This window comes from Nonomuraea rubra, assembly GCF_014207985.1.
Taxonomy (GTDB): Bacteria; Actinomycetota; Actinomycetes; order Streptosporangiales; family Streptosporangiaceae; genus Nonomuraea; species Nonomuraea rubra.
The window spans coordinates 10,493,489-10,514,583 of the sequence record NZ_JACHMI010000001.1 but is presented as its reverse complement, the minus strand read 5'-3'; the positions used below and the strand labels follow the sequence as shown (position 1 = coordinate 10,514,583).

Here is a 21,095-nt window from a genome sequence, read left to right as displayed (position 1 = left end):
CATGACTGATCGACCGAAGGCGCTGGTCACAGGCGCCTCTAGGGGTGTCGGCGCGGCCGTCGCCAGGGCCCTGGCCCCGACCCACGACGTCCTGCTCGGCGGACGTGACGAGGCGGCGCTGGCCGCGCTGTCCGCCGAGCTGCCCGGCTCCCGGCCCTGGCCGGTGGAGCTGACCCGGGTCACCGCGGCCGACGTCGAGGACGTCGGACGGCTCGACGTCCTCGTGCACAGCGCCGGCGTCAGCGTGCTGGGCCGCATCGCCGACACGCCCGCCGAGGTGTGGCTGCGGACCATGGAGGTCAACGTCGTCGCGGTCGCCGAGCTGACCCGGCTGCTGCTGCCCGCGCTGCGCACAGCCGGGGGGCACGTGGTGTGCATCAACTCGGGCTCCGGCCAGCGGGCCAACCCCGACTGGGCCTCGTACGCGGCCAGCAAGTTCGCGCTCAAGGCGTTCGCCGACGCGCTGCGGCTGGAGGAGCCCGCGCTCCGCGTCACCACCGTCTACCCGGGCCGCACAGCCACCGACATGCAGCGCGGCGTGCGCGCGTACGAGGGCGGCGAGTTCGAGCCCGAGAAGTACCTCAAGCCGGAGACCGTGGCCAGGGCCGTGCTGGCCGTCGTCACGGCCGGGCCCGACGCGCACCTCACCGAGCTGACGCTGCGCCCCAGGGGAGGGCCGGTCAACTGAAGTGAATGGATCCATTCACTAGAGTGGCTCCATGCTTGAGCAACTCGCGCACATAGGACGAGATCCGAAAACCGGCGGTTACGTACGCGACGCGTGGTCGGCGGCCGACCTGGAGCTGCGCGAGTGGTTCGCGGGCGAGGCCGGGCGGCGCGGGCTCGCCCTGCGGGAGGACCCCAACGGCAACCTGTGGGCCTGGTGGGGCACCCCGTCGCCGGAGCGCCCCGGCGTCGTCACCGGCAGCCACCTCGACTCCGTACGGCAGGGCGGCGCGTACGACGGCCCGCTCGGCGTCGTGTCGGCCTTCGCCGCGCTCGACCTGCTCCGCGAACGTGGCGTGACGCCGTCCGTCCCCGTGGGCGTGGCCTGCTTCAGCGACGAGGAGGGCGCCAGGTTCGGCGTGCCGTGCGTCGGGTCGCGGCTGCTCACCGGGGTGCTCCCGCCCGAGCGGGCGCTCGCGCTCACCGACGACGACGGCGACACCCTGGCCGACGTGCTGAAGCGGGCCGGGCGCGAGCCCGGCGGGCTCGGGCGGGACGACGGGACGCTGGCCGCGGTCGGCACGTTCGTCGAGCTGCACGTGGAGCAGGGCCGCGGGCTCGTCGGCGAGGGCCGTTCCGTGGGCGTGGCCGGCGCCATCTGGCCGCACGGGCGGTGGCGGTTCGATTTCCACGGGCGGGCCGACCACGCGGGCACCACCAGGCTGGCCGACAGGGACGACCCGATGTTGCCGCTGGCCCGCATGGTGCTGGCCGCGCGCGAGGCGGCCGAGCGGCGCGGGGTGGTGGCCACGGTCGGCAAGGTCCGCGTCTCGCCCGGCAACGCGAACGCCATCCCCGGCGAGGTCGCGGCCTGGCTGGACGCGCGCGGCGCCGACGAGGAGGCCGTGCGCGCCCTGGTGGCCGAGCTCTCCGAGGGGGCACAGGTCCGCGAGGAGTCGTGGACCCCGGTCGTCACCTTCGACCCGGCGCTCAGGGACCGGATCGCCAGGGCGGCCGGGGGCGACACGCCCGCGCCGATCCTGCCCACGGGCGCCGGTCACGACGCCGGGATCCTCGCCGCGGCAGGCGTACCGAGCGCGATGTTGTTCGTCAGGAACCCCACCGGCGTCTCCCATTCACCCGGCGAGCACGCCGAACGGGCAGACTGCGAGGCGGGAGTCGTGGCACTCGCGGACGTGCTGGAGGAGCTGTGTCGCTGACCTACTGGTGCGAGCGGGCATGGCTGCCCGACGGGGTCGCCGACGACGTGCTCGTCGAGATCGACGGCACCAGGATCAGCCGCATCGAGCAGGGCCCGCCGGGGTCGGCGGAGCGCCTGCCGGGGCTGACGATCCCCGGCCTGGCCAACGCCCACTCCCACGCCTTCCACCGCGCGCTGCGCGGCACCACCCAGCGCGGCCAGGGCGACTTCTGGACCTGGCGCGAGCGCATGTACGAGGTGGCCGCCCGCCTCGACCCCCGCTCCTACCAGCGGCTGGCCACTGCGGTCTACGCCGAGATGGCGCTGGCCGGCATCACCTGCGTGGGCGAGTTCCACTACCTGCACCACGACCAGGGCGGGCGGCCGTACCCGGACGATCCCAACGCGATGGGGCACGCCCTCATCAGCGCGGCCCGCGCCGCCGGCCTGCGCATCGCGCTCCTCGACACCTGTTACCTCTCGGGCGGCATCGGCGTGCCCCTGTCCGACGTGCAGCTCCGCTTCGGCGACGGCGACTCCGAGCGCTGGGCGGCCCGGGCCGACATGCTGGCGGCGGCCTACGAGGGGCAGCCCGACGTGGAGATCGGCGCCGCCATCCACTCCGTGCGGGCGGTGCCGCCCGATCAGATGCCGGCCGTGGCGGAGTTCTCCCACCGGCACGCGGCGCCGCTGCACGTGCACGTCTCCGAGCAGCGGGCGGAGAACACGGCGTGCGTGGAGATGTACGCGGCCACCCCCGTCCAGGTGCTGCACGAGCGCGGGGCGCTCGGCCCGCGCTCGACCGCCGTGCACGCCACCCACCTGACCGACGTGGACATCGAGCTGCTCGGGCAGTCGGGCACCTACCTGTGCATGTGCCCCACCACCGAACGCGACCTCGCCGACGGCATCGGCCCCGCCAGGGCCGCCGCCGACAGGGGCGCGCGCATCACGCTGGGCTCCGACAGCCACGCCGTGATCGACCTGTTCGAGGAGGCCAGGGGCATGGAGCTGAACGAGCGGCTGGCCAGCAGCAAGCGCGGCCACTGGCCCGCCGCCGACCTGCTCGCCGCCGCCACGGGCGAGGGCCACACCTCGCTCGGCTTCCCCGACGCCGGCCTGCTCGTGCCCGGCGCCTGGGCCGACCTGGTGTCGGTACGGCTCGACTCCGTACGCACGGCGGGCGCGTCCGGGCTGGAGGCCGTGGTGTTCGCGGCGACGGCGGCCGACGTGCACTCCGTGGTGTCCGGCGGGCGGCGGGTGGTCGCGCAGGGCAGGCACGTGCTGGGCGACGTGGCCGCCCTGCTGACCGAGGCGATCGAGGAGCTGAGATGACCACCACCACGCTGATCGACAGGATCGGGCTGCTCTACACGGGCGACCCCGCCCGGGAGGAGATCCCCGACGCCGCGCTCGTCATCGAGGACGGCCTGGTCGCCTGGTGCGGCCCGGCCGCCGAGGCGCCCGCCGCCGACGAGCGCGTGGACGCCGGGGGCCGGACGGTGATCCCCGGCTTCGTGGACAGCCATGCCCACCTGATCTTCGCCGGTGACCGTACGGCCGAGTTCCAGGCGCGCATGTCCGGCGAGCCGTACACCGGGGGCGGCATCAGGACCACCGTCGCCGCCACCCGCGAGGCCGGCGAGGCCGAGCTGGCCACCCACGCCTACTCCCTGGTACGCGAGATGCGCGCGCAGGGCACGACCACCGTGGAGATCAAGAGCGGTTACGGCCTGTCCGTGGAGCACGAGCGGCGCTCGCTGGAGATCGCCACCACGCTCACCGACGAGACCACCTTCCTGGGGGCGCACGTCGTGCCCTCGGACGTGGACGCCGACTCCTACGCGCGGCTCGTGGCCGGGGAGATGCTGGAGGCGTGCGCCCCGTACGCGAAGTGGGTGGACGTGTTCTGCGAGCGGGGCGCGTTCGACGGGGACCAGACGCGGGAGATCCTGTCGGCAGGGCTGAAGGCCGGGCTGGGGGTGCGCGTGCATGCCGGCCAGCTCACCGAGGGGCCGGGGGTGCGCATCGCCTGCGAGCTGGGCGCCGCCTCCGCCGACCACTGCACCCATCTGACCGCGGCCGACGTGGACGCGCTGGCCTCGTCGGGGACGGTGGCGACGCTGCTGCCGGGGGCCGAGTTCTCCACCCGGTCGCCGTACCCGGACGCGCGGCGGCTGATCGACGCCGGGGTGACCGTGGCGCTGGCCACCGACTGCAACCCGGGGTCGTCGTTCACCTCGTCGATGGCGTTCTGCGTGGCGCTGGCCGTGCGCGAGATGCGGATGACGCCGCTGGAGGCGATCAGGGCGGCGACGTACGGCGGGGCGCGCGCGCTGCGCCGTACGGACGTAGGCTGGTTGCGGCGCGGAGCTCGCGCGGACCTCGTCGTCCTCGACGCCCCCTCCTATGTACATCTGGCTTACCGGCCCGGTGTTCCCCTGGTCCACCAGGTGTTTCACGGCGGTCTCCTCCTTTAGGAGGACATCCAGAACCATCCCGCAGGCGTAGTTGTTGAGGGAATCTTTGCTTCTGGCCGGACGTTGGCCGGGTATAGAACGCAGCTGCGGAACGAGGTGCCTGGGGATGGCAAGGCCTACGGGGAGTCGCACGCAGGAGCAGCACGTCGCTGATCGCGATCTGCTGGGGACGTATCTGGCCGAGATCGGCCGGGTCCCGCTGCTCACGGCGGAGGAAGAGGTGGAGCTCGCCAAGCGGATCGAGGCGGGTCTCTTCGCCGAGCAGCTGCTCGACAGCGGGGGCTCGGAGCCGCGGATCGGGGACGCGGCCGACGAGGAGCTGGAGCGCCTGGCCATCTCGGGCCAGCGGGCCAAGGAGGAGTTCATTCAGGCCAACCTGCGCCTCGTGGTGGCGGTGGCCAGGAAATATTCGGGGCGGGGGATGCCGCTGATCGACCTGGTCCAGGAGGGGAACCTGGGCCTGGTCCGGGCGGTGGAGAAGTTCGACTACCGCCGGGGGTACAAGTTCTCCACCTACGCCACGTGGTGGATCAGGCAGTCGGTGGGGCGGGCCATTCACGAGCAGGCCCGGCCGGTGCGGCTGCCCACGCACGCCGGGGAGCAGATGACCCGGCTGATGCGGGTGCGGCGCGACATGCTGGCGGAGTTCGACGTCGAGCCCACCGACGACGATCTCGCCGGGATCCTCGACCTGCCGATCGAGCGGGTACGCGAGCTGCGGCGCTGGGCCTCCGACCCGGTCTCGCTCCAGCTCGGCGTGGGCGACGAGGACGAGACCGAGCTCGGCGACATGATCGCCGACGAGACCTGGGCCGACCCCGAGCAGCAGGCGATCGACATCCTGGAGCGGGAGCGGCTCGACCAGTGGCTCACCGGCCTGGAAGGGCCCACCAGCGAGATGCTGCGGTGGCGGTACGGGCTGCTGGACGGGCGCGAGCACACGCTGACCGAGGTGGGCGAGCGGTACGGCATCGGCCGCGACCGGGCCCGCCGGATCGAGCGCGACGCGCTGGCGCGGCTGCGCAAGATGGCGACCGCGGCCGCCTGACGTCCCTGTCCGACGGGCCGTCGCCGACACACCTGGGGAGGTGGCGTGTCGGCGGCGGCCCGTCTTTCGTTTCGCCGCCCAGCCGCCCAGCCGCCCAGCCGCTTAGCCGCTCAGCCGCTCCCGTCAGCCGCTCAGCCGCTCCCGGTCAGCCGGCGAGCCGGGCGGCCGGTCAGTCGGTGCGTAGCAGGCGGCGCAGGAACTCCTCGACGGCCGCCTCCGCCGTGGCGTGGTCGCCGCCCCGCGCCACGAGCAGCGCGCTCTCGTTGATCGCGGCCAGCAGCATGTGCGCGTGCAGGTCCACGTACGCGGCTGGCACCGCCTTCGTGGCCTCGAGTGCCGACTTCAGCATGCCGAACGAGTAACGCTCCTCCAGCGCGCGCCACCGCTCCCAGCCCAGCACGGCGGGCGCGTCGATGAGCACGATGCGCCTGATGACGGGGTCGCCGGCGAGCCGGATCCAGGTGCGGATGCCGATGCGCAGCGCCGCCTCCGGGCTCCCGGCCCCCCGGACCGCCTGCACGATCCTGGCGCCAACCCCGGCCTCCGTGGCCTCCAGCACGGCCTCGAACAGGGCTTCCTTGCCCGCGTAGTGGTGGTAGAGCGCCCCTCTGCTCAGCCCGGACTCCTGCAGCACCGTCTCGATCGAGGTGTCCTCGTAGCCGCGCTCGGCGAACAGCCGCGTGGCGATGGTCAGGACCCTTTCGCGGGTGGCCGCGCCGCGTTCCGCCTTGAGGTTCATGGTTCCACTCTAGACAAACCGACTATCGGTCGGTAATTTCATAGACCGACAGTCGGTTTGCAAAAAAGGGGGACCACCGCATGGACGGCATCAGCTACGTGGACCAGGGCGAGGGCCCGGTCGCCCTGTTCGTGCACGGCGTGGGCACCGGCTCCCACCTGTGGCGCCACGTCATCGGCGAGCTGCGCGACGAGCGCCGCTGCGTGGCCATCGACCTGCCGCTGCACGGCGGCAGCGACCCGCGCGACGACCTGTCGATCCCCGCGCTGGCCGAGGCCGTCGAGGAGCTCTGCGAGCACCTCGGCCTCACCGAGATCGACCTCGTCGGCAACGACACCGGCGGCGCGGTGTGCCAGATCTTCGCCGTACGGCACCGCGAACGCCTGCGCACGCTCACCCTCACCAACTGCGACGTGCACACCAACACCCCGCCCGAGGCGTTCAGGCCCACGGTCGAGCTGGCCGCCAGGGGCGAGCTGGCCCAGCTCACCGCGGTCCTGCTCGACCGGCCCGAACTGCTGGCGGGGACCGCCTTCGGCGACGGCTACGAGCGCATCGACGACCCGAAGGCGGTGGTGGAGGCGTACCTCAGGCCGATACTCGGCAAGCCGGGCGGCGGGCGCGCGTTCGAGCGCATGCTGGCCGCCATCGACGCCAAGGACCTGATCGCCATCGAGCCGCAGCTCACCGTGCTGACCGTGCCGACGCTCCTGGTGTGGGGCACGGGTGACACGTTCTTCGACCTGAGCTGGGCGCGCTGGCTGCGCGACACGATCCCGGGCGTCAGGGAGATCGTGGAGATCGAGGGCGGGCGGCTGTTCTTCCCGGAGGAGCGGGCCGGCGAGCTGGTGCCTCACCTCCGGAGGTTCTGGGCCCAGGGATAGGCAGGCATAGGATCGGCGGCATGCACGTCGAGACACTGCGCCGTTATCCGGTCAAATCCATGCTGGGAGAAGAGGTCGCCGAGAGCCTGGTGACCGAGCGCGGGCTGGCCGGGGACCGGGCGCGGGCCGTGCTCGACGTCGCGACAGGAAAGATCGCCAGTGCCAAGAACCCCAGGCTCTGGCGCGGGCTGCTGACCATCGAGGGCGCGCGCACGCCCGGCGACTCCGATCTGTCGGAGCTGCTCGGCCGCGAGGTCAGGCTGATCGACGTGCCGCCGGAGGGCGCCGAGCTGGAGCGGTCGGTGCCGGAGCAGGTGCTGGCCGAGGGCATCGAGGCCGAGGTGCCGCATACCATCACCACGCTCGGGACGGGCTCCCCCGAGGGCACGTTCTTCGACTTCGCCCCGATCCACCTGATCACGTCCTCCACCGTCGAGCGGATCGGCGCCCTCGGCCCGCGCGGGCACGTCGAGGCCCTCCGCTACCGGCCGAACCTGGTGATCGCGACGGAGCCGGACGGCTTCGTGGAGAACGGCTGGGTGGGACGGGAGCTGCACGTCGGCGAGGACGTGGTGCTGCACGTCATCGTGGCCAGCCCGCGTTGCGCGGTGCCGACGCTCGCGCACGGGGCGCTGGATCGCGACACCGACGCGTTGCGGACGGTGGCCAGGCACAACCGGGTGCCGGTGTTCGACCTGGCGCCGCAGGCCTGCGCGGGGGTGTACGCGCGGGTCCTGCGGCCCGGGGTCGTCAGGAAGGGCGACCCCGTACGGCTCGGCTAGCCGTCCTGCCGAGCCGGCCAGGTGCGGTTCAGGCGAGCGGCGTGAGGTGCTTGTCCAGGTCGTCGAGGATCTTGCCGGCCGCTGTGACGCCGATTCCGGTCATCCAGATCTCGTCGTCCACGTTGAAGGCGTGCTCCGCCTTGACCGCCTCGAGGTTCTTCCACAGCGGACCCGCCGTGATCTCGGCCTGCGACTTGGCCGCCGCCTCGCCGTACGCGGTGTAGAAGATCGCGTCGCCGTCACCCTTGGCGATGTTCTCCTGGCTGATCTTGGCCATGCGCTTGTCCTCCTGGTCCGCGAGCTGCTGCGTCTCCGGCCTCGGGATGCCGGCGTCGCCCAGGACGATGCCGCTGAACGAGTCGGGGCCGTACAGGCGGATTTCGGTCGGCATGAAACGCACGATGCTGACCTGGAGTTTCGAGAACTTGGCGCCCACCTCCTTGGCGCGCGTCTCGTACCCGGACAGGAGCTGCTGTGCCTGCTCCTTCTTGCCCAGCGCCTCGGCGTCGAGCAGGAAGTTCTCCTTCCAGGTGATGCCGACCATCTCGGTGAACACGGTCGGGGCGATCTTGGCGAGCTTGTCGTAGAACGCCGCCTGCCGGAACTTGGAGCCCAGGATGAGGTCGGGCTTGAGCGCCATGATGGCCTCGATGTTGAGCTGCTGGAGCGTACCGACCGGCTTGGTGTCCGCCAGGGCGGAGCCGAGGTACTCGGGCCAGGTCTGGTTCTCCTGGGCCTGGGCGGCGCCGACGGGGGAGAGGCCGAGGGTGACCATCGTGTCGAGCTTGTCCGTGTCGAGCACGACGACGCGCTTCGGGGTCATGGGCACCTTGGTCTCGCCCATGGCGTGCTTGACGGTCCTGGTGGGACCGGCGTCCTGGGCGGTGGTCGAAGTCCCGCACGCGGTAAGCGCTAACACGGGGAGCATGGCGGCGATGGCCAGGCGGAGACGCATGAGTATTCCTTGATCGCTTAGGTTAGGCAAGCCTAAGTATCTCATGTCCGGATTGGCAAAGCCGAAATCGGCCCTGTGAGTAGCCCGAAACGAACGCGAAACACCAGTGCGGCGAGATTCACGAATGTGAAACACGCCTGGTCGAGCCACGAAACCCCAGGAGAACACGCTGTGGCCACACGTCACATGTAAGAAGGAGGGTCGCTTCGATGATCGACAGCGGCACTACCGCCTGGATGCTGGTATGCACCGCCCTGGTGCTGCTGATGACTCCGGGCCTCGCGTTCTTCTACGGGGGTATGACCCGGGCCAAGAGCGTTCTGAACATGATGATGATGTCGTTCGTCGCCATCATCGTCGTGACGGTCGCCTGGGTCCTTTACGGCTACTCCCTCGCGTTCGATACGGCCGGCGAAGGCGGCGGTATCAACCAGATCATCGGAGGACTCGACTACGTCGGTCTGAGCGGGGTCTTCAACGCCGTCTACGAGGGCCTGATCGTCGAGGGCGGCAGCGTGACGGCCGAGGCCGCCGCCGCCGACAACTTCCCGCTCATGGTGTTCTCCGCCTTCCAGCTCACGTTCGCCATCATCACCGTCGCGCTGATCAGCGGCGCCATCGCCGACCGGGCCAAGTTCGGCGCGTGGGTGCTGTTCTCGCTCGTCTGGGCCACGGTGGTCTACTTCCCCGTCGCCCACTGGGTCTGGGGCGGCGGCTGGCTGACGCAGCTCGGCATCGAGGACTTCGCCGGCGGTACGGTCGTGCACATCAACGCCGGTGCCGCGGCCCTCGCGCTCGCGCTCGTCCTGGGCAAGCGCACGGGCTGGCGCAAGGAGCCCATGCGGCCGCACAACCTGACCCTGGTGCTGCTCGGCACCGGTCTGCTGTGGTTCGGCTGGTTCGGCTTCAACGCCGGCTCCGAGCTGGCCCCCGACCAGACCGCCGGCCTGGCCTTCATGAACACCCAGGTCGCCACGGCCGTCGCCGCCGGTGCCTGGCTCGTGGTGGAGAAGCTGCGCGACGGTCACGCGACCACGCTCGGCGTCGCCTCCGGCGCGGTGGCCGGTCTGGTCGCCATCACCCCGGCCTGTGGTTTCGTGGACCCGTGGGCCGCCGTGGTCATCGGCCTGCTCGCCGGTGTCGGCTGCGCCTACGCCGTGGGCATGAAGTACAAGCTGGGCTTCGACGACTCCCTCGACGTGGTCGGCGTGCACCTGGTCGGCGGTGTGATCGGCGCCGTCGCGCTGGGCTTCGTCGCGGCCTACCCGTTCCTGCCCGGCCAGAACAAGGGCATCCTGATCGAGGGCGGGCAGATCAGCCAGCTCGGCCTCCAGGTGCTCGGCCCGGTCGCCGTCGGCGGCTACTCCTTCGTGATGTCCTGGGTCATCGGTAAGATCATCGACAAGACCATGGGCTTCCGCATCCCGCAGGAGGCCGAGGTCACCGGCGTGGACGTCTCCACGCACGCCGAGACCGGCTACGACCTCGGCACCGTTTACGCCTCGGGCGTGAGCTCCCCCAACGGTCCCACCACCACGGCTCCCAAGAAGGTGGACGCATGAGGCTCATCACGGCGATCATCAAGCCCTTCAAGCTCGATGACGTGAAGGCCGCACTCGAACAGTTCGGCATCAAGGGCATGACGGTCAGCGAGGCGAGCGGCTACGGCCGCCAGCGCGGCCACACCGAGGTCTACCGCGGCGCCGAGTACCAGGTGGACCTGGTGCCGAAGGTCCGGCTGGAGGTCCTCGCCGAGGAGGATGACACCGAGGACGTGATCGACGTCATCGTCAAGGCGGCGCACACCGGCAAGATCGGTGACGGCAAGGTCTGGTCGGTGCCGGTCGACACCGTCATCCGGGTCCGCACCGGCGAACGGGGTCCGGAAGCCCTGTGATGGATCCGCAGCGAAGCGAGGACATCCATCACAGGGGGACGTCCTCGCGGAGCGAGGCCATCAGACACGTGAGGGGCCTGGCCGATGGTGTCCAGGTGAAGTTCCTCAGGGTTTCCATGGATCCGTGGCGAAGCCAGGACAACGGTGTCCTGGCGGAGCTCGGCAAGGGGGCGCAACAGTGAGGGGAGAGGCCCGTTCGTACGCCGCGGCCCGCAAGGAGCGGACCACGGACACCGATCGCTGGCTCAAGGATCTCTTCCGCACGGCGACCGACGGCGACCACGTCTCACTGGTCGCCGTCGGGAGCCTCGGCAGGGGAGAGCTGGCGCCCGGCAGCGACCTCGACCTGGTGCTGCTCCACAACGGCCGGGCCGACGTGGCCAGGATCGCCGACCGGATCTGGTATCCGATCTGGGACTCGGCGGTCAGCCTCGACCACTCCGTACGCACGGTGGACGAGGCGGTCTCCGTCGCCCGGCAGGACCTCAAGGCCGTGCTGGGCCTCATCCAGGCCAGGCACGTGGCCGGCGACCCCGACCTGACCAGGAAGGCCAGGGAGGCGGTGCTGGCCGAATGGCGCGCCGACTCCCGGCGCAGGCTGGGCGAGCTGCGCGAGGCCGCCGACAAGCGGGCCCAGACCAGTGGCGAGCTGGCCTTCCTCCTGGAGCCCGATCTCAGGGACGGCCGTGGCGGGCTCCGCGACGTGCAGGCGATGCAGGCCGTGGCCGCCGCCTGGGTCGCCTCGGCGCCGGGCCCCCGGGCGCGGGAGGCGTACGAGCTCATCCTGGACGTACGGCACGCGCTGCACGTCGTCACCGCCCGCGGCACCGACCGGCTGGTGCTGCAGGAGCAGGACGCGGTGGCCGGGCTGCTCGGCCTGCTGGACGCCGAGGCCCTGATGCGCAGGCTGGCCGAGGCCGGCCGGACCATCTCCCACGCCTTCGACGCCACCTGGCGCACCGTTGACAGGCTGGTGTCAGGGCCGGCTCCACGAGGCCGCCGCCCGCTGGCCGACGGCGTGGTCGAGCACGGCGGCGAGGTGGTGCTCGCCCGTGGCGTCAACCCGCGCAAGGACCCGGTCCTGGTGCTGCGTGCCGCCGCCGCGGCGGCGGACTCCGGGCTGCCGCTGGCGCCCGCCACGGTGTCCGTACTCGCAGCTCAGTCGCCTCCGATGCCGGTGCCGTGGCCGGAGGAGGCGCGTGACGCGCTGGTGTCGATCCTCGGCGCCGGGCGCGCCGCCGTGCCCGTGTGGGAGGAGCTCGACCAGGCGGGCATCCTTGTCAAGCTGCTCCCTGACTGGGAGCGGGTGCGCCACCGCCCGCAGCGCAACCCGATCCACCGCTTCACGGTCGACCGCCACCTGATCGAGGCCGCCGCGAACGCCGCCAGCCACACCCGCGAGGTCTCCCGCCCCGACCTGCTGCTCATCGGAGCTCTGCTGCACGACGTGGGCAAGGGCTGGCCGGGCGACCATTCGGCGACCGGCGAGGTCGTCGTGCGCGACATCGCCACCCGGATCGGCCTGCCGCCGCAGGACGTCGAGACGCTGGCCACCGTCGTACGCCACCACCTGCTGCTGCCCGAGACCGCCACGCGCAGGGACCTCGACGACCCCGTCACGATCGAGAAGGTCGCCGCGACCGTCGGCTCGCGCGAGGTGCTCGACCTGCTGGCCGCGCTGGCGGTCGCCGACGGCAACGCGACCGGCCCCGCGGCCTGGAACAGCTGGAAGGCCGGCCTGGTCGCCGACCTCGTGCGCCGGGTCAGGTCCGTGCTGGCGGGCTCACCGCCGCCCAAGCCGCCGACGCTCTCGTCCGAGCAGGCCGCGCTGGCCCGCCACGGCGGCGGCGCCGTGCGCGTGAACGGGGGAGCGGTCACGGTCGTCGCCCCCGACCGGGTGGGCCTGCTGTGGAGCGCGGCCGGCGTGTTGTCGGCGCACCGGCTCGTCGTGCGCTCCGCCTCGTCCGCCTCCGCCGGTTCGACGGCGGTGATCGAGTTCTCGGTCATCCCCGAGTACGGGTCGCCTCCGGACCCCGCGACGCTGGAGTCCGACCTGCGCCTCGTCCTTGCTGGGCGTCTTGACATCGAACAGCGGCTGGCCCGCCGTACCCGGTCGGTGCGGCCGCCCCGCGTACCGGTGGCTCCACCTCGGGTGACGCTGGTCGACGACGCCTCCGCGACGGCCACCGTGGTGGAAGTCAGGGCCCATGACAGGCCGGGACTTCTGTGGCGGATCGGACGGGCGTTCGGCGAGTGTGGTCTTGACGTGAGAGCCGCTCGCGTAGAGACTCTCGGCGCGGAGGCGGTGGACGTCTTCTACGTTGTGGACCGCGCTGGTCGCCCCCTCAGCGACGACGCGCAGAGGGCACAAGTCCGCGATCAAGTCCTTGCCGCACTGCGATAACCAACAGCACACAACTACCGGTCACGTTTGTAACGATTGTGTCCGATATGCCTGTTAAGTCAGATGCTGCGGATACCTTGTGGACGGCTTATGACCCGTTGCGGGCGGGACGATTGAGGGGTAGCGGGAGCGGTGACTACGGGGAATTCGGGCAGTGGCCCAGCCGTGCGGCAGGACCGCGGGAAGCGGTCTCTGTCGCGGCTCGGCCTGAGAAACTGGCGCGTGAGATGGCGGCTCACAGCCCTCATCCTGGTGCCCACCATCGCCGCCGTCGTGCTCGGGGGAACACGAGTGGTGGAGTCGGTGCAGAGCATCGACGTCTACGACCGCACCGCCACCGCGGCGGAGCAGGCGGGCCGCATCCGCGATCTCGTGCAGGCACTGGGCCTGGAGCGTGACACCGGAGGCTGGATCGGCGCCAACCGCGCGATGCGCAAGGAGCTCGCCGCCGACTACACGCAGCGCAAGGCCGCCGTCGACTCGCTGGTCAAGACCGTACGCACCGACCTCGACGCCATGGACGACTCCTACGGCCCGCGCGTCGTCAGGGCCGCCGCCCAGGCCAGGTACGACCTGAGCCGCCTGTCGAAGATCAGGACCGAGGGCCAGGTCGAGACGATCCGGTACGACTTCCTCACCGACACCCTGCTCAACCTGCACGACGAGCTCGCGCTCCTGTCGGACGACTCCCAGATCGTCGGCCTGTTCCGCGGCCTGAGCGCGCTGGCGTCGGCCAAGGAGGAGATGTCGCGCCAGCGCGTCCAGCTCATCCAGAACTCCTACAACCCGAACAGCGCGGACGCCAAGGACGTCGAGCAGTTCATCGCCTCCAACGCGCGCCAGCAGGCCGAGATCGCCTCCGTCGGTGCCGAGGCCGGCGTCGAGGTGGGCCTGAAGCTGTCCAAGGCGCTGACCTCCAAGCAGGAGTACGTCAACGTCCAGCTCACCAAGGCCCGCGCGATCGTGCTGGTCAGCGGCAGGGCGCCGGGCGCCCGCATCACGGAGAACCTCATCTCCGCCAGAGCGGAGCGCCTGAACTGGTTCAAGGAGAACACGGCGGCCATCGACGTGCTGCACGGCATCGAGAAGGGCCTGGCCGGCGGGGTGGCCCTGCGCAGCCAGGAGCTGCGCTCCGCCGAGACCCGCAGCGCGATCATCGCCGGCTCCCTGGTCGTGGCGCTGCTGATCGTCGTCCTGCTGCTGACCGTCGCCATCGCCCGCTCCATGGTCGGCCCGCTGCGCCGGCTGCGTACCGAGGCGCTGGAGGTGGCCGGCTTCCGGCTGCCCGACGTGGTGCGCCAGCTCCGCGTCAGCGGCGACACGACCGTCCGCGACGTGGCGCCCATCGAGGTCGAGGGCAACGACGAGATCGGTGAAGTGGCCCGGGCCTTCGACCAGGTGCACCGGCAGGCCGTACGCCTGGCGGGCGAGGAGGCCGAGCTGCGCAGCAACATCAGCTCGATGTTCGTCAACCTCTCGCGCCGCACGCAGACGCTGGTCGAGCGGCAGATCTCGCTGATCGACGGCCTGGAGAAGGGCGAGCAGGACGGCGGCCGCCTGGCCGACCTGTTCAAGCTCGACCACCTGGCCACCCGCATGCGCCGCAACTCCGAGAACCTGCTGGTCCTGGCCGGCCACGAGGCCACCCGCCGGCGCAGCCAGCCGGCCAAGCTGGTCGACGTCGTACGCGCCGCGCTGTCGGAGGTCGAAGGGTACGAGCGCGTCCAGGTCAAGGTGCACCGGGCCACGTCCGTGCTCGGCAGCTGCGCCAACGACCTGGTCCACCTCGTCGCCGAGCTGGTCGAGAACGCCATCCAGTTCTCCCCGAGCAACTCCCAGGTCACGGTCACCAGCGCGCTCATCGAGGGCGGCGGCGCGCTGCTGTCGGTCAGCGACACCGGCATCAGCATGACCGAGGACGAGCTGGCCGAGGCCAACCGCCGCCTGGCCGAGCCGCCCGTGGTCGACGTGTCGGTCTCCCGGCGCATGGGCCTGTTCGTGGTCGGCCGCCTGGCGCTGCGCCACGGCATCCGGGTGCAGCTGCGCAAGGGCGAGGGCGCCGGTCTGATCGCCATGGTGCTGCTGCCGCCCACGCTGATCGCCGACGGGACGCAGCAGCCGCTGCCGCAGCGGCCCGCGTTCGGCGGCGGCACCGTGCCCAGCCAGCCCGCGGCGCCGCTCGGGCCGCCCGTGCAGAACGGGTCGTTCCGGTCGTTCGCCAGCTTCGACTCCTTCGACGCGGGCTCTGCCAGGCAGGGACCGCCAGAGAACGGCAGGCCGCGGCACGCGGGACCGCCTTCCGGCGGGCCAGGCCCGTTCGACGGCGGCACGCCGGCGCAGGGCCCAGGGACGCCGGGCCAGGGCACCGGGGCGTTCCCGAGCAGCGGCGCCTTCAACAGCGGATCCTTCAACGGCGGCGCGCTCGACGGCGGCCCCGCCAGGCGCGGGCCCCGCTCGTACGACAGCACGCCCGGCATGCCCCGCCCTGGGACGTTCCACACCGACCCCGGCAGAGCGGGCATCGACGGCTTCACCGCGGACACCGACGGCGGCTCCTACCGCAGGCAGCCGGCCTCGCAGGACACCGGTTCCTACCCCTCGTTCCCGAGCTCGCCCTCCTACCCGTCTGGTAATGGCGCGTTCCAGACGCCGCCGCCGGCCTACCCGACGAACAACGTACGGCAGCCGGATCCTGCGCCGGCGGTGGATGTGTCGCCCCTGGAGCAGGAGCAGGAGGAGTTCCTGCCGATCTTCGCCTCGGTGGAGTCGGCCTGGTTCCGCAGGCCACAGGGCGAAGCCGGGCCGCAGCGGGCGGGTACGGAGGAGCCCGGTGGTGAGTCCGGCCCCGCGCAAGCCGTACCCTCTGGGGAGGAAGCGTGGCGAACGGCCGCGGATGCCGGATGGCAGGCGGCGGCCAAAGCCAGCGAACCCAGCCTCGGCGGCATCACCGCCGCCGGGCTCCCCAAACGGACCCCCAAGGCCAACCTGGTGCCGGGCACGGCGAGCCGGCCCGCGCAGGCGCAGCAGCAGCAGGCGCAGCGGCAGGCGCCGACGCCCCCGGTCTCAGCGGACCGGATGCGCAGCAGGATGGCCAGCTATCAGCAGGGTGTCCGACGGGGCCGCCAGGAAGTACGTGGACAGGAGGAACGAAGTGAGTAAGCGTCCCGCCGGGGAGGATGCGTGACAACCCTTAGCCATGAGGCGCACAGGTTCGACTGGCTGATCACCGACTTCGTACGCAACACGCCCGGAGTCGCGCATGCCGTCGTCGTCTCCGCGGACGGGCTCTGCCTGGCCGCGTCGGAGGGCTTCCCTCCGGACAGGGCCGACCAGCTCGCCGCGGTCTCCGCGGGTCTGCTGAGCCTGACCGTGGGTGCGTCCAGGGTGTTCGAGGGCGGTGCGGTGACGCAGACCGTCGTGGAGATGCAGCGCGGGCTCCTGCTGGTCATGGCGATCAGCGACGGCTCCGTGCTGACGGTTTTGGCGGGTCCGGATTGTGACATGGGTCTGGTGGCGTATCAGATGACGTTGCTGGTAGACAGGGCGGGGCAGGCGCTCACACCGGCCCTGCGCGCGGAGCTGCAGGCCGCCAGGACCCGGTGATGTGATGGAACTGATGGGAGAGGGCCGTGTACGGCGCTGACGGAACCGGGGACGAAGAGCCCCTGTTCCGTCCTTACGCGGTGACAGGCGGAAGATCCGAGCCGCGCTATCACCTCGCGATGGAGACGTTGATCTCGTCCATGTCGATCCCGGACGACGAGATGGCCATGCTCACCCCCGAGCAGGAGGCCATCATGCAGCTTTGCAGGTCGTTCCGGTCGGTCGCCGAGATCTCGGCCCTGCTCCGCGTCCCGCTGGGCGTGGCCAGGGTGCTTGTCGCGGACATGTCCGACGAAGGGCTCGTCCGCCTGCACCAGCCACGCCTCAGCCAGGGACAGCCAGACCTCAACATGCTCGAAAGGGTGCTCAGTGGACTACGCAGGCTCTAGCGCCGGTCTGACGTCGACGAAGATCGTCGTCGCCGGTGGCTTCGGCGTCGGGAAGACGACGTTCGTGGGGGCGGTGTCCGAGATTCTCCCGCTCACCACGGAAGCGGTCATGACCGACGCGTCCGCGGGCATCGACGACCTCGGTCTGACCCCGAACAAGCAGACCACGACCGTGGCCATGGACTTCGGCCGGCTGTCGCTCGACCGTGACCTGATCCTGTACCTCTTCGGCACGCCGGGTCAGCACCGGTTCTGGTTCATGTGGGACGACCTGGTGCGGGGAGCCATCGGCGCGGTGGTGCTGCTCGACACGCGCCGCCTGGCCGACAGCTTCCCGGCCATCGACTACTTCGAAGAGGCCAAGCTGCCGTTCGTCATCGGGGTGAACGGCTGGGACGGGCAGTTCCCGCACTCCGACGACGAGGTCAGGGAGGCGCTCGCGCTGTCGCCGGGGGTGCCGATCGTGCGTACGGACGCCCGCAACCGCGAGTCGGTCAAGTCGACGCTGATCTCGCTGGTCGAGCACGTCGTACGCCTGCGCGCGAGCGCCGTCCACTAGCTCGCCGCCCAGGGCGCCTCCTCCAGGGAGTCGAGCACCGGCACGAGCTGCTCCTCCTCGTAGGCGAAGTGGGCCTCCAGCTCCGCGGCGATGCGGTCGAGCGTCGCCGGGTCGGGGGCCTCACGTAGCTCGGCGGACAGCCGGGCGATCACGACGTGCTCGGCGCGCAGCCGCTCCAGCGGCTCCTTCAGCTCGGGGAACAGCCGCTCCAGGTGCGGGAACGCGACCCGGTCCTCCCCGGTGTGGTGGAAGGTCAGCGTCTCGCAGAAGGCCAGGCAGTGCGTGCGCAGGTCCTCACCGGAGCCGGCTCCGCCGGCACGCAGCGCGGCCAGCTCGCCCCGAAGGTAGGCGTGGATCCTGACCAGCTCGGCCCCGACCGCCCGCAGCCGCTCCTGCTCGGGGTGGAGCGCGACGACGGGGATGACGCGGGAGGTCCGCGACTGGTACGCGGCGAAGGCCGGATCGATGGCGGCCTGCCTGGCGTACATGCGGTCGCGTTCCTCCCCTTCCAGCGGCACCGCCCTGGCCGTGAACGTCTCCTTCCCGAGCTCGACCGTGACCCTCGGCTGGGCGAGCACGTTGTGGTACCAGGCCGGATGCGCGTCGGCGCCCGCGTTGGAGGCGAAGACCAGGATGCGCTCGCCGTCACGCAGGTAGACGGCCGGGTTGGTGCGCCTGTGGCCGGATCTCGCGCCCATGGTGGTCAGCAGCACCAGCGGGGCGCCCTCGAACATGCCGCCCACCTTGCCGCCGTTCGCCCGGAACTCCTCGATCACCTGCTGGTTGAAGTCCGTCAACTCACTGTCCCCTGAAATTGAGTTTGCTTTGCAAGCAAACCTAATTTAGGCAGCAAAGTATCGGGGGTGTCAACCGGCGGCTCGGGCTCAGCGGTCCAGCCGCTGGTAGAGCCGTACCGAGAGGACGAAGAACACCACCGTGATCGCGACCGGCCACGCCACCGCCATCAGCACCGCGTGCTGGGCCACCCACGAGTCGCCGCCCCACCCCGGGTTCCCGAACAGCTCCCTGGCCGCCGCCACCGTCGACGACAGCGGGTTCCACTCCGAGATCGCCCCGAGCCAGCCCGGCATGGAGGAGGGGGCGACGAAGGCGTTCGAGAGGAAGCCGATCGGGAACTCCAGGGTCTGGATCGCCACCACGCCTCCCGGATCCTTGGTGAGCAGGCCCAGGTAGATCCCGGCCCACAGCAGGGAGAAGCGCAGGAGGAGCAGCAGCCCCACCGCGCCGAGCGCGCCGGAGAGCGTGGCCGGGCGCCAGCCGACCGCCAGGCCGCAGGCCAGCAGGCCGGCCAGGACCAGGATCGAGTTGAGCAGGTCGGCGATCGCGCGGCCGATCAGGACTGCCGACGGGGCCATGGGCATGGAGCGGAAGCGGTCGGTGACGCCCTTGGAGGCGTCGGTGGTGACGGCGACCATGGTGGCGCTCAGGCCGAACAGCATCGTCATGCCGTACATGCCGGGCATGAGGAAGGCGAAGTAGTCCGCCCCCTCGGGCACCCGTACCGCGCCGCCGAACAGGTAGCCGAAGGCGAGGGTGATGATGACGGGGAAGACGATCCCGAACACCACCGTCATGGGCTGGTTGGCCCAGTGGATCAGGTCGCGGCGGGCGACCGTCCAGCCGTCCGCCAGCGCCCAGCGCAGCCGCGTGAGCGGGCCTTCCCGGTAGGTCGTCGCGGTCATCTGGAGCCACCTCCGGCATCGGTCAGGTCGAGGAAGACTTCGTCGAGGGTCGGGCGGCGCACCGCCACGTCCTCGGCTTCGATCCCGGCCGCCGCCAGTGCGGCCAGGACCTCCGTGAGCGCCTGCACGCGCTCGCTCACCGGCGCGCTCGCGCGCCGGGTGTCGCGATCGACCTCGGCGGGCCCGGACGCCACCCGGGCGATGATCTCCGCGGCCGGCGCCAGCAGCTCCGGGTCGTGGACGACCACGTCGAGCCGGTCGCCGCCGAGCTTGGCCTTGAGCTCGTCCGGGGTGCCCTCGGCCACCACCCGGCCGGCGTCGATCACCGAGATGCGATCCGCGAGCTGGTCGGCCTCCTCCAGGTACTGCGTGGTCAGCAGCACCGTGGTGCCGCCGGACACCAGGTCGCGCACCGCGCGCCAGATCTCCGCCCGGCTGCGCGGGTCGAGGCCCGTCGTCGGCTCGTCGAGGAAGAGCACGGGCGGCGCCAGGATCAGGCCGGCCGCCAGGTCCAGCCGGCGGCGCATGCCTCCCGAGTACTCCTTGGCCGGCCCCTCGTGCTCCAGGCCGAACTGCTCCAGCAGCTCGCCCGCCCGCGCCCGGGCCTCGGCCGCGCTCAGGTGGTAGAGGCGGCCGAACAGCTCCAGGTTCTGCCGCCCTGTCAGCAGCTCGTCCACCGCCGCGTGCTGGCCGACCAGGCCGATGGTGCGGCGTACCTGGCGGGGCTGGGTGGCCACGTCGAACCCGGCCACCTCCGCGCGCCCGCCCGACGCCCGCAGCAGCGTGGTCAGGATGCGCACGGTCGTCGTCTTGCCCGCCCCGTTGGGGCCGAGCAGGCCGCAGACCGTGCCGCGGCGCACGTCCAGATCGACGCCGTCGAGCGCCGCCTTCTCGCCGTACGTCTTGCGCAGTCCCTGCGCGAGTACCGCTGTCATGGTGTCACCTCTCGAATCGTACGCCGTACCGTACAGAATACGAGTCGAGATAGCAACCGTACGGTGTACCGTACGAGGGTGACAGTTGAGTATTCGGGGAAGGGCGACCCCGCCCGCAGCCTGGCCCTGCTCTGGCGCACCAGCGAGCGCACCAGCCGCAAGGGCAAGCCGGAGCTGAGCGTGGACCGCATCGTGCGCGCCGCCATCGAGGTGGCCGACGCCGAAGGGTTGCAGGCGCTGTCCATGCGCCGCGTGGCCGAGCGGCTGGGGGTGGGGACGATGTCGCTCTACACGTACGTGCCGGGCAAGCCGGAGCTGTTCGACGTGATGCTCGACGCCGTCTACGGCGAGACCGCCAGGCCGGAGGACGTGCCGGGCGGCTGGCGGGGCAGGCTGGAGCAGATCGCCAGGGAGAACTGGGCGCTCTACCTGCGCCATCCGTGGCTGCTGCAGGTGGCGGCCAACCGGCCGGTGCTCGGGCCCAACGTCACGGCCAAGTACGACTACGAGCTGCGCGCGGTCGACGGCATCGGCCTGTCGGACCTGGAGATGGACTCGGTGATCACGCTGATCACCGGCTTCGTGCACGGCACCGCCAGGGGCGCGGTGGAGGCCGCGCAGGCGGAGCGCATGACGGGGATCAGCGACGAGCAGTGGTGGGCCGCGCACGCGCCCTTCCTCAGCCGCATCGCCGACGCCAGCCGCTACCCCACGGCCTCCCGGGTCGGGCAGGCGGCGGGCGAGGAGCTCAACGCCGCCTACAGCCCGGAGCACGCCTTCGAGTTCGGCCTGCAACGCGTGCTCGACGGCATCGAGGCCCTGGTGAACCGCCGGCGCGGCGAGGGCTGAC

General features: G+C 71.4%; 20 protein-coding genes. 15 read left to right on the top strand and 5 right to left on the bottom strand.

Translation table 11 applies throughout. The features are described from left to right. Nucleotide 1: 1 nt before the first annotated feature. From HD593_RS47850 to HD593_RS47830, 5 genes are all read left to right on the top strand, one after another. The gene (locus tag HD593_RS47850; protein WP_185109521.1) at nt 2-688 is read left to right on the top strand and encodes an SDR family oxidoreductase; all 687 of its coding nucleotides are present in this window, start codon (nt 2-4) and stop codon (nt 686-688) included. 31 nt (nt 689-719) lie between these two features. Further along, nucleotides 720-1,886 carry an allantoate amidohydrolase gene (locus tag HD593_RS47845; protein ID WP_185109520.1) on the top strand — a complete coding sequence of 389 codons (1,167 nt, stop codon included), beginning with the start codon at nt 720-722 and terminating at the stop codon, nt 1,884-1,886. Continuing rightward, nucleotides 1,877-3,202, top strand: coding sequence for a formimidoylglutamate deiminase (locus HD593_RS47840; protein ID WP_185109519.1), 1,326 nt, complete (start codon nt 1,877-1,879; stop codon nt 3,200-3,202). Before HD593_RS47845 ends, HD593_RS47840 begins: the two co-directional genes overlap by 10 nt. Then, a complete protein-coding gene (gene hutI / locus HD593_RS47835) occupies nt 3,199-4,347 on the top strand; it encodes an imidazolonepropionase (RefSeq protein WP_185109518.1) in 1,149 nt (382 codons plus the stop codon). Before HD593_RS47840 ends, hutI begins: the two co-directional genes overlap by 4 nt. Before the next feature lie 106 nt (nt 4,348-4,453). Further along, the gene (locus HD593_RS47830; RefSeq protein WP_185109517.1) at nt 4,454-5,395 is read left to right on the top strand and encodes a sigma-70 family RNA polymerase sigma factor; all 942 of its coding nucleotides are present in this window, start codon (nt 4,454-4,456) and stop codon (nt 5,393-5,395) included. A gap of 169 nt (nt 5,396-5,564) precedes the next feature. Here HD593_RS47830 and HD593_RS47825 read toward each other — a convergent pair whose 3' ends face one another. Beyond that, on the bottom strand, nt 5,565-6,134 hold the full coding sequence (locus HD593_RS47825) for a TetR/AcrR family transcriptional regulator (protein WP_185109516.1): 570 nt from the start codon (nt 6,132-6,134) through the stop codon (nt 5,565-5,567). Between the two features lie 80 nt (nt 6,135-6,214). Between HD593_RS47825 and HD593_RS47820 the strand changes: the two genes are divergently transcribed. Together HD593_RS47820 and HD593_RS47815 are read left to right on the top strand one after the other, a co-directional pair. After that, the gene (locus HD593_RS47820; protein WP_185109515.1) at nt 6,215-7,018 is read left to right on the top strand and encodes an alpha/beta fold hydrolase; all 804 of its coding nucleotides are present in this window, start codon (nt 6,215-6,217) and stop codon (nt 7,016-7,018) included. A 20-nt stretch (nt 7,019-7,038) separates the two neighbouring features. Continuing rightward, nucleotides 7,039-7,800: an MOSC domain-containing protein gene (locus tag HD593_RS47815; RefSeq protein ID WP_185109514.1), complete on the top strand. Its 762-nt coding sequence runs from the start codon at nt 7,039-7,041 to the stop codon at nt 7,798-7,800. A 28-nt stretch (nt 7,801-7,828) separates the two neighbouring features. Here HD593_RS47815 and HD593_RS47810 read toward each other — a convergent pair whose 3' ends face one another. Then, nucleotides 7,829-8,755 carry an ABC transporter substrate-binding protein gene (locus tag HD593_RS47810; protein ID WP_185109513.1) on the bottom strand — a complete coding sequence of 309 codons (927 nt, stop codon included), beginning with the start codon at nt 8,753-8,755 and terminating at the stop codon, nt 7,829-7,831. Between the two features lie 209 nt (nt 8,756-8,964). On the opposite strand from HD593_RS47810, the gene HD593_RS47805 reads away from it, so the two are divergent. From HD593_RS47805 to HD593_RS47775, 7 genes are all read left to right on the top strand, one after another. After that, the gene (locus tag HD593_RS47805) at nt 8,965-10,317 is read left to right on the top strand and encodes an ammonium transporter (protein WP_185109512.1); all 1,353 of its coding nucleotides are present in this window, start codon (nt 8,965-8,967) and stop codon (nt 10,315-10,317) included. Continuing rightward, nucleotides 10,314-10,652, top strand: a complete 339-nt coding sequence (locus HD593_RS47800; RefSeq protein ID WP_020546578.1) for a P-II family nitrogen regulator — start codon at nt 10,314-10,316, stop codon at nt 10,650-10,652. Before HD593_RS47805 ends, HD593_RS47800 begins: the two co-directional genes overlap by 4 nt. A gap of 178 nt (nt 10,653-10,830) precedes the next feature. Further along, on the top strand, nt 10,831-13,056 hold the full coding sequence (locus tag HD593_RS47795; protein ID WP_185109511.1) for a [protein-PII] uridylyltransferase: 2,226 nt from the start codon (nt 10,831-10,833) through the stop codon (nt 13,054-13,056). 222 nt (nt 13,057-13,278) lie between these two features. Then, the gene (locus tag HD593_RS47790; RefSeq protein ID WP_185109510.1) at nt 13,279-16,215 is read left to right on the top strand and encodes a sensor histidine kinase; all 2,937 of its coding nucleotides are present in this window, start codon (nt 13,279-13,281) and stop codon (nt 16,213-16,215) included. Between the two features lie 21 nt (nt 16,216-16,236). After that, nucleotides 16,237-16,659, top strand: coding sequence for a roadblock/LC7 domain-containing protein (locus tag HD593_RS47785; protein WP_043616017.1), 423 nt, complete (start codon nt 16,237-16,239; stop codon nt 16,657-16,659). A gap of 26 nt (nt 16,660-16,685) precedes the next feature. Then, entirely contained in the window at nt 16,686-17,048 is a 363-nt protein-coding gene (locus HD593_RS47780) for a DUF742 domain-containing protein (protein WP_148435086.1), read from the top strand. A 7-nt stretch (nt 17,049-17,055) separates the two neighbouring features. Continuing rightward, entirely contained in the window at nt 17,056-17,607 is a 552-nt protein-coding gene (locus HD593_RS47775) for a GTP-binding protein (RefSeq protein WP_185112578.1), read from the top strand. Here HD593_RS47775 and HD593_RS47770 read toward each other — a convergent pair. From HD593_RS47770 to HD593_RS47760, 3 genes are all read right to left on the bottom strand, one after another. Beyond that, nucleotides 17,604-18,404, bottom strand: coding sequence for a nitroreductase/quinone reductase family protein (locus tag HD593_RS47770; RefSeq protein ID WP_246547127.1), 801 nt, complete (start codon nt 18,402-18,404; stop codon nt 17,604-17,606). The two genes, HD593_RS47775 and HD593_RS47770, sit on opposite strands and share 4 nt — an antisense overlap. An 87-nt stretch (nt 18,405-18,491) precedes the next feature. After that, nucleotides 18,492-19,310, bottom strand: a complete 819-nt coding sequence (locus HD593_RS47765; protein ID WP_185109509.1) for an ABC transporter permease — start codon at nt 19,308-19,310, stop codon at nt 18,492-18,494. Next, nucleotides 19,307-20,245 (bottom strand): ATP-binding cassette domain-containing protein, encoded by a 939-nt coding sequence (locus HD593_RS47760; RefSeq protein WP_185109508.1) that lies wholly within the window; start codon nt 20,243-20,245, stop codon nt 19,307-19,309. The genes HD593_RS47765 and HD593_RS47760 overlap by 4 nt, the downstream gene beginning before the upstream one ends. A gap of 78 nt (nt 20,246-20,323) precedes the next feature. On the opposite strand from HD593_RS47760, the gene HD593_RS47755 reads away from it, so the two are divergent. Continuing rightward, nucleotides 20,324-21,094 (top strand): TetR/AcrR family transcriptional regulator, encoded by a 771-nt coding sequence (locus tag HD593_RS47755; RefSeq protein ID WP_185109507.1) that lies wholly within the window; start codon nt 20,324-20,326, stop codon nt 21,092-21,094. Nucleotide 21,095 lies beyond the last annotated feature (1 nt).

What these genes read in the sequence shown, in the direction of transcription:
- HD593_RS47850 (WP_185109521.1), top strand. Translation starts at nt 2, where the DNA reads ATGACTGATCGACCGAAGGCGCTGGTCACAGGCGCCTCTAGGGGTGTC.
- HD593_RS47845 (WP_185109520.1), top strand. Translation starts at nt 720, where the DNA reads ATGCTTGAGCAACTCGCGCACATAGGACGAGATCCGAAAACCGGCGGT.
- hutI (WP_185109518.1), top strand. Translation starts at nt 3,199, where the DNA reads ATGACCACCACCACGCTGATCGACAGGATCGGGCTGCTCTACACGGGC.
- HD593_RS47830 (WP_185109517.1), top strand. Translation starts at nt 4,454, where the DNA reads ATGGCAAGGCCTACGGGGAGTCGCACGCAGGAGCAGCACGTCGCTGAT.
- HD593_RS47825 (WP_185109516.1), bottom strand. Translation starts at nt 6,134, where the DNA reads ATGAACCTCAAGGCGGAACGCGGCGCGGCCACCCGCGAAAGGGTCCTG.
- HD593_RS47820 (WP_185109515.1), top strand. Translation starts at nt 6,215, where the DNA reads ATGGACGGCATCAGCTACGTGGACCAGGGCGAGGGCCCGGTCGCCCTG.
- HD593_RS47815 (WP_185109514.1), top strand. Translation starts at nt 7,039, where the DNA reads ATGCACGTCGAGACACTGCGCCGTTATCCGGTCAAATCCATGCTGGGA.
- HD593_RS47810 (WP_185109513.1), bottom strand. Translation starts at nt 8,755, where the DNA reads ATGCGTCTCCGCCTGGCCATCGCCGCCATGCTCCCCGTGTTAGCGCTT.
- HD593_RS47805 (WP_185109512.1), top strand. Translation starts at nt 8,965, where the DNA reads ATGATCGACAGCGGCACTACCGCCTGGATGCTGGTATGCACCGCCCTG.
- HD593_RS47800 (WP_020546578.1), top strand. Translation starts at nt 10,314, where the DNA reads ATGAGGCTCATCACGGCGATCATCAAGCCCTTCAAGCTCGATGACGTG.
- HD593_RS47765 (WP_185109509.1), bottom strand. Translation starts at nt 19,310, where the DNA reads ATGACCGCGACGACCTACCGGGAAGGCCCGCTCACGCGGCTGCGCTGG.
- HD593_RS47760 (WP_185109508.1), bottom strand. Translation starts at nt 20,245, where the DNA reads ATGACAGCGGTACTCGCGCAGGGACTGCGCAAGACGTACGGCGAGAAG.